This is a genomic window from Candidatus Krumholzibacteriota bacterium (assembly GCA_016931295.1).
Classification (GTDB): Bacteria; Krumholzibacteriota; Krumholzibacteriia; order Krumholzibacteriales; family Krumholzibacteriaceae; genus JAFGEZ01.
In genome coordinates this window covers 1-5,893 of record JAFGEZ010000048.1, presented here as the reverse complement: position 1 = coordinate 5,893, position 5,893 = coordinate 1, and the positions used below count along the sequence as shown (strand labels likewise).

The following is a 5,893-nucleotide window of genomic DNA, read 5'->3' as shown; positions in this document are numbered from 1 at the left end:
CCGGCGACGTGGCCGATCTCGTCCTCAGGCTCGCGCGGCGGGCCCGCGAGGCGGGGCTCGACGGGATCGTCGCCTCGGTGCACGAGGCGGCGCGCGTGCGCGCCGAGGTTGGCGAGAACTTCACGATCGTCACGCCGGGGATCCGTCCCGCCGGCGCGGCGACGGGCGACCAGAAGCGGGTGGCCACGCCGCGGGCCGCGGCCGAGGCGGGGAGCGACTACCTCGTCGTGGGCCGGCCGATCTACCGGGCGCCCGATCCGGCGGCGGCGGCCGCCGCGATCCTGCGCGAACTGGACGGTGCACCGGAACGATGACCGGCACGACCTGGGCGATCGTGATCTTCCTCCTCGCGTACGCGGGGCTCGTCGTGCTGCACAGCGGGCGGTGGGCGGCCGTCTGGATCGCCGTCCTCGCCGGGCTTTTCCTCGACGAGTTCGGTCTCGCCGACCTCATCGGCGGTATCGACTGGAACGTGCTCGGGATCTTCGTCGGCTCGGTCGTCATGGCCGAGCTCTTCAGCTACTCAAGGCTTCCCGAGGCGATCGCCGACCAGCTCGGCAACCGCTCGCCGAACCTCACCGTCGCCTTCGTTCTCGTCATCGCCTTCGCCTCCCTCTTCTCGATCGTCATGGACAACGTCGTCACCGTCCTCGTCGTGGCGCCGATCGCCCTGCAGATGGCGCGCAAGGGGGGCGTCTCGCCGGTGCCGGTCATCGTGGGCGTCGCCATCTCCTCGAACCTCCAGGGGATGGCGATCCTGATCGGCGATTACCCGAGCATGATCGTGGCCTCCCGCCTCCGGATGAACTTCTGGGACTTCTTCTGGTTCAACCGGCTCGGCGAGGCGGGGATCTTCTGGCTCGTCCAGGTCGGCGCCGTCGTCGGTCTCCTCGTCCTCCTGTTCTTCGTGCGGGGACACCGCCAGCGGCCGCCGCGCATCCCGGTGGCGCCGGTCCGGTCGTGGTTCCCGCTGACGCTGATCATTCTGGCCGTGTTCCTGCTCTCCTTCGCGCCTCTCGCCGATCCGGGGTTCCGCTGGTACGGGGGAGTGTCCTGCATGCTCGTGGGGATCGGGGGGCTCGCCTGGTACCGCCGGCGCGAGCGGGAGCGGGGCACGTTGCGGCACCTGCTCAAGCGCCTCCACTGGGGCACCGTCCTGCTCCTCGCCGGCATCTTCGCCCTCGTCCGGATGCTCGGCGAGGCGGGGGTGATCGACGCGGCCGCCGACCGGCTCGCCGCCCTCGGGCACCTGAGCCCCTTCGCGCTCCTCATGATCGTCGTCTGGTTCTCGGTGGCCGTCTCGGCCTTCATCGACAACGTGCCCTACATCACGGCGGTCCTGCCCGTGGTCATCGGCGTCGCTGGCCGGGTGGCGCCGGCGGGCGGGCTCGATGCGGAGCGGTTCATGACGCTTCTCGCCTTCGGCGTGCTGATCGGCTCCTGCATGGGGGGCAACATCACCCCGATCGGCGCGGCGGCGAACATCGCGGCCACGAGCATCCTGCGGCGCGAGGGGCACCCGGTCTCCTTCGGCGGATTCGTCAGGATCGGCCTGCCATTCACCATCGCGGCGACGGCCGCGGCCTCGCTCGTCCTCTACCTCGTCTACGGCTGACCGTGCACCACACGGCAAGACGGCTCCGCCCCGCCCCCGCGCCACGGGAGAGGCCGCGCCCCGGCGCCGCCGGCCCCGGGGGGGATAGCCGTTGACCTCCTTGCGGAATTCGTCTAAAAGGTACACATCCGGTGGGCATTTCTGATATACTCGAACTCTTGAGCTTTCCCACGGGTCGCGCGGCGGCTCCGCCGCCTTCGGAAGGGGTACCATGCGAGTGCTGATCACGGGGATCACCGGGTTCGCGGGAAGCCACCTGGCCGATCTCTGCCTCGAGAATACCGACGTCGAGCTGTACGGGATCGTCCGCTGGCGGAGCCGCACGGAGAACATCGACCATATCTGGGACCGCCTCCGCCTTCTCGAGTGCGACCTGCGCGACGCCACATCGACGCGCGACGTCATCGAGCGGGTCCGCCCCGAGCGGATCTTCCACCTCGCCGCGCAGAGCTTCGTGCCGACCTCCTGGAAGGCGCCGTCGGAATCCCTCTCCACGAACATCATCGGCCAGCTCAACGTCTTCGAGGCGGTGCGCAAGCTCGGCATCGAATGCCGCATCCAGATCGCCTGCTCGAGCGAGGAGTACGGGATGGTCTATCCCGACGAGGTTCCCATAAAGGAGAGCAACCCCCTGCGGCCGCTGAGCCCCTACGGCGTGTCCAAGGTGGGGCAGGACATGCTCGGCTACCAGTACTTCATGAGCTACGGGATGGACGTCGTCCGCACGCGGGGCTTCAACCACACCGGCCCCCGCCGCGGCCCCGTCTTCGTGTGCAGCGATTTCGCGAAGCAGCTCGTCGACATCGAGAAGGGCCTGCGCCCCCCGGTGATGCGCGTCGGCAACCTCGACGCGAAGCGGGATTTCACCGACGTCCGCGACATGGTCCGCGGCTACTGGCTCGCGCTCGAGAAGGGGAAGCCGGGCGAGGTGTACAACATCTGCTCGGGCCGGAGCATGTCGATCGGGAACATGCTCGGGATGCTGATCGACATGAGCGGCCTCGAGGTGACGGTGGAGCGGGACCCGTCCCGGCTGCGCCCGAGCGACGTGGAGATCCTCGAGGGGGACAACTCGCGCTTCCACGAAGACACGGGATGGGAGCCGGAGATCCCGATCGAGAAGACCTTCGCCGACCTGCTCGAGTTCTGGCGGACCTGCCCGGCGACGGTGCAGCGGAGCGTGTGATCGATGAAGGCCCTCGTGACCGGCGCATGCGGATTCGTGGGGCGGTATCTCGTGGACGAACTCGTCTCGTTTAACTGGGACGTGGCGGCCACCGACATCCTCGACGCGCCGCCGCCCGCCGGCGTGACGATCCCGGGAGAGGGAACACGGACGCTGCCGCCGCCGGCCGCTTCAGGCGGGTCCTCGTACCGGCGATGCGATCTCACCGATCCCGTCTCCGCCGCCGCGCTCGTCGAGGAGACGTCGCCGGACGCGGTCTTCCATCTCGCGGCGCAGAGCTCGGCGGGCCGCTCCTTCGACGATCCGTTCGGGACGATCCGGACGAACCTCTTCGGCACCCTCGGCCTGCTCGAGGCGCTCCGGCGGTCGCCGCGGGGGCGGAAGACCGTCTTCCTCTCGGTCTCCTCGAGCGAGGAATACGGACGGCGCCCGCGCGAGGAGATGCCGCTCCGCGAGGAGAGCAGGATCGAGCCGGTGAGCCCCTACGCGGTGAGCAAGGCGGCCCAGGGCATGCTCGCCCTCCAGTACGGGACGTGCCACGGGCTGCCGGTGATCGTGACGCGCAGCTTCGGGCACACGGGCCCCGGGCAGTCCGACATGTTCGTCCTGCCGGCCTTCGCCCGCCGGTGCGCCCGGGTCCGGCTTGGACTCGACGAGCCGGTCGTCCGCACGGGCAACATCGACGTCGAGCGGGATTTCCTCGACGTGCGGGACGTCGTCAGGGCCTACCGGCTGCTCGTGGAGAGCGGCAGCCGGGGCCGGGTCTTCAACGTCTGCTCGGGGACGGGGCTGCAACTCCGCGACGCGCTCGATATCCTGCTCGCGAGGATCCCCGGCGACGTGCAGGTCGAGACCGACCCGGCCCTGCTGCGGCCGGTGGACGTGCCGGTCATGATCGGAAGCAACGAGCGGCTTCGCGCGGCGATCGACTGGGAGCCGTCGATCGGCCGCGGGCGGATGCTCGCCGACCTCGCCGACTGGTGGGAACGCCGGGAGGCGGCGGACGGATAGAGACGGCGGACCGGGCCGGCGCGACGGCCCGGCGCGCGCCCCGCGGGGCGCGCAAGCGAACGGACATCACAAGGAGAGTACGATGCCCAATATCTGCATGGTCGGAACCGGCTACGTCGGGCTCGTGAGCGGGGCGTGCCTCGCCGATTTCGGCAACCGGGTGATCTGCGTCGACATCGACCGCGAACGGATCGCGAAGATCCAGGACGGCGTCATGCCGATCTACGAGCCGGGGCTCAAGGAACTGGTGAAACGCAACTACGACGCGGGACGCCTCCTCTTCACGACCGATCTCGAACAGGCGGTCGCCGAGTCCCTCGTCGTCTTCTCGGCCGTCGGCACGCCGATGGGCGACGACGGCGCGGCCGACCTCAGCCAGATCTTCACGGTGGCCGAGGACGTCGCGAAGGCGATGGACGGCTACCGGATCCTCGTGCAGAAGAGCACCGTGCCGGTCGGCACGTCCGAGCGCGTCGGGGAGATCGTCCGCGAGCACGTCGAGAACGACATCCCCTTCGACCGCGTCTCCAATCCCGAGTTCCTGCGCGAGGGATCGGCGATCGAGGACTTCATGCGGCCGAACCGCGTCGTCATCGGCGTGGAGAGCGAGCGCGCGCGCGAGGTGATGCGCGAGATCTACCGGCCGCTCTACCTGCTCGAGACGCCGCTCGTCTTCACCGACATCCGCACCGCCGAGCTCATCAAGTACGCGAGCAACGCCTTCCTCGCCGTCAAGATCTCCTTCGTCAACGAGATGGCCGATCTCTGCGAGGCGCTCGGCGCGAACGTCGACGACGTCGCGCGGGCGATGGGCCTCGACAAGCGGATCGGATCGAAGTTCCTGCATGCCGGCGTCGGCTACGGCGGCTCCTGCCTGCCGAAGGACGTCTCCGCGATCCTGCACACCGCCGCCGAAACGGAGATCCCGCTCAGGATCATCGAGGCGGCGAGCGAGGTCAACGACGGGCGGATCGACCGGCTCCTCGAGAAGCTCCGGGCCGAGATCCCCGACCTGTCGGGACGGACGATCGCCCTCCTCGGGCTCTCCTTCAAGCCGAACACCGACGACATGCGCCACGCGCCGTCCCTGCGCCTCGTCGCGCGGCTCCGGGAGGCGGGGGCGACGGTGCGCGCATTCGACCCGATCGCGATGGACAACGCGCGCACCCTGTACAAGCTCGACATCGAGTACGCGGAGAACGCCTACGGTGCGATCGACGGCGCGGACGGGCTCGTCATCGCGACCGAGTGGAACGAGTTCCGCGTCCTCGACCTCGACAAGGTCAAGGGGATGCTCGCGGAGCCGGTCGTGATCGACTGCCGCAACATCTACAAGCCCGACATCATGCGGGAGAAGGGGTTCAGGTACCACTCCTTCGGCCGCGAGCGCCCGTAGGGAGGAGAAGGTCGATGAAACGGATCCTCGTGACCGGCGGCGCCGGGTTCATCGGAACGAACTTCGTGCGCCTGCTGCTCAAGCGCAGGGGGGCGGCGCACGTCACCGTCCTCGACAAGCTCACCTACGCCGGCAATCCCGCGAACCTCCGCCCCTTCGAGGGCCGGCCCGATTTCCGGTTCGTCAAGGGGGACATCTGCAACGGCAGGCTCCTCGACGAGCTGATGCCCGGCGTCGACGTCCTCTACAACTTCGCCGCGGAGACGCACGTCGACCGGTCGATCCTCGAGGGGGGCTCCTTCGTGAAGACCGACGTGATGGGCACCTACACGCTCCTGCAGCGCGCCCTCAAGCACGGGCTGCCGCGGTTCGTGCAGATCTCCACCGACGAGGTCTACGGGAGCACGCTCCGCGGCGGGTTCCGGGAAGACGACCCGATCCGGCCCAACAGCCCCTACTCGGCGAGCAAGTCGGGCGCCGATCTCCTCGTGCGCGCGTTCCACCGCACGCACGGGCTTCCCGCGGTGATCACCCGGTCGTCGAACAACTACGGGCCCTTCCAGCACCCGGAGAAGTTCATCCCCCTCTTCGTGACGAACGCCCTCGAGGGCAAGCCGCTGCCACTCTACGGCGACGGCCGCAACGTGCGCGACTGGATCTACGTGGAGGACCACTGCGCCGGCGT

At 69.1% G+C, this 5,893-nt stretch carries 6 protein-coding genes; all 6 read left to right on the top strand.

Annotated features, from left to right (window positions below; genetic code table 11):
- A partial coding sequence (gene pyrF / locus JW876_12145) for an orotidine-5'-phosphate decarboxylase (GenBank protein ID MBN1886258.1) occupies window positions 1-314 on the top strand: 314 nt, incomplete at its 5' end.
- Window positions 311-1,615, top strand: coding sequence for a hypothetical protein (locus JW876_12140; protein ID MBN1886257.1), 1,305 nt, complete (start codon window positions 311-313; stop codon window positions 1,613-1,615). The genes pyrF and JW876_12140, both read left to right, overlap by 4 nt.
- Window positions 1,616-1,826: 211 nt before the next feature.
- Window positions 1,827-2,801 (top strand): GDP-mannose 4,6-dehydratase, encoded by a 975-nt coding sequence (locus JW876_12135; protein MBN1886256.1) that lies wholly within the window; start codon window positions 1,827-1,829, stop codon window positions 2,799-2,801.
- Between the two features lie 3 nt (window positions 2,802-2,804).
- Entirely contained in the window at window positions 2,805-3,812 is a 1,008-nt protein-coding gene (locus tag JW876_12130; protein MBN1886255.1) for a GDP-mannose 4,6-dehydratase, read from the top strand.
- An 82-nt stretch (window positions 3,813-3,894) separates the two neighbouring features.
- Window positions 3,895-5,208, top strand: a complete 1,314-nt coding sequence (locus JW876_12125) for a UDP-glucose/GDP-mannose dehydrogenase family protein (GenBank protein MBN1886254.1) — start codon at window positions 3,895-3,897, stop codon at window positions 5,206-5,208.
- 14 nt (window positions 5,209-5,222) lie between these two features.
- On the top strand, window positions 5,223-5,893 hold a 671-nt coding region (locus tag JW876_12120; GenBank protein MBN1886253.1), incomplete at its 3' end, for a GDP-mannose 4,6-dehydratase.

Bases quoted from the DNA above. Each gene is read 5' to 3' on its own strand.
- JW876_12140 (MBN1886257.1), top strand. From the start codon at position 311: ATGACCGGCACGACCTGGGCGATCGTGATCTTCCTCCTCGCGTACGCG.
- JW876_12135 (MBN1886256.1), top strand. From the start codon at position 1,827: ATGCGAGTGCTGATCACGGGGATCACCGGGTTCGCGGGAAGCCACCTG.
- JW876_12130 (MBN1886255.1), top strand. From the start codon at position 2,805: ATGAAGGCCCTCGTGACCGGCGCATGCGGATTCGTGGGGCGGTATCTC.
- JW876_12125 (MBN1886254.1), top strand. From the start codon at position 3,895: ATGCCCAATATCTGCATGGTCGGAACCGGCTACGTCGGGCTCGTGAGC.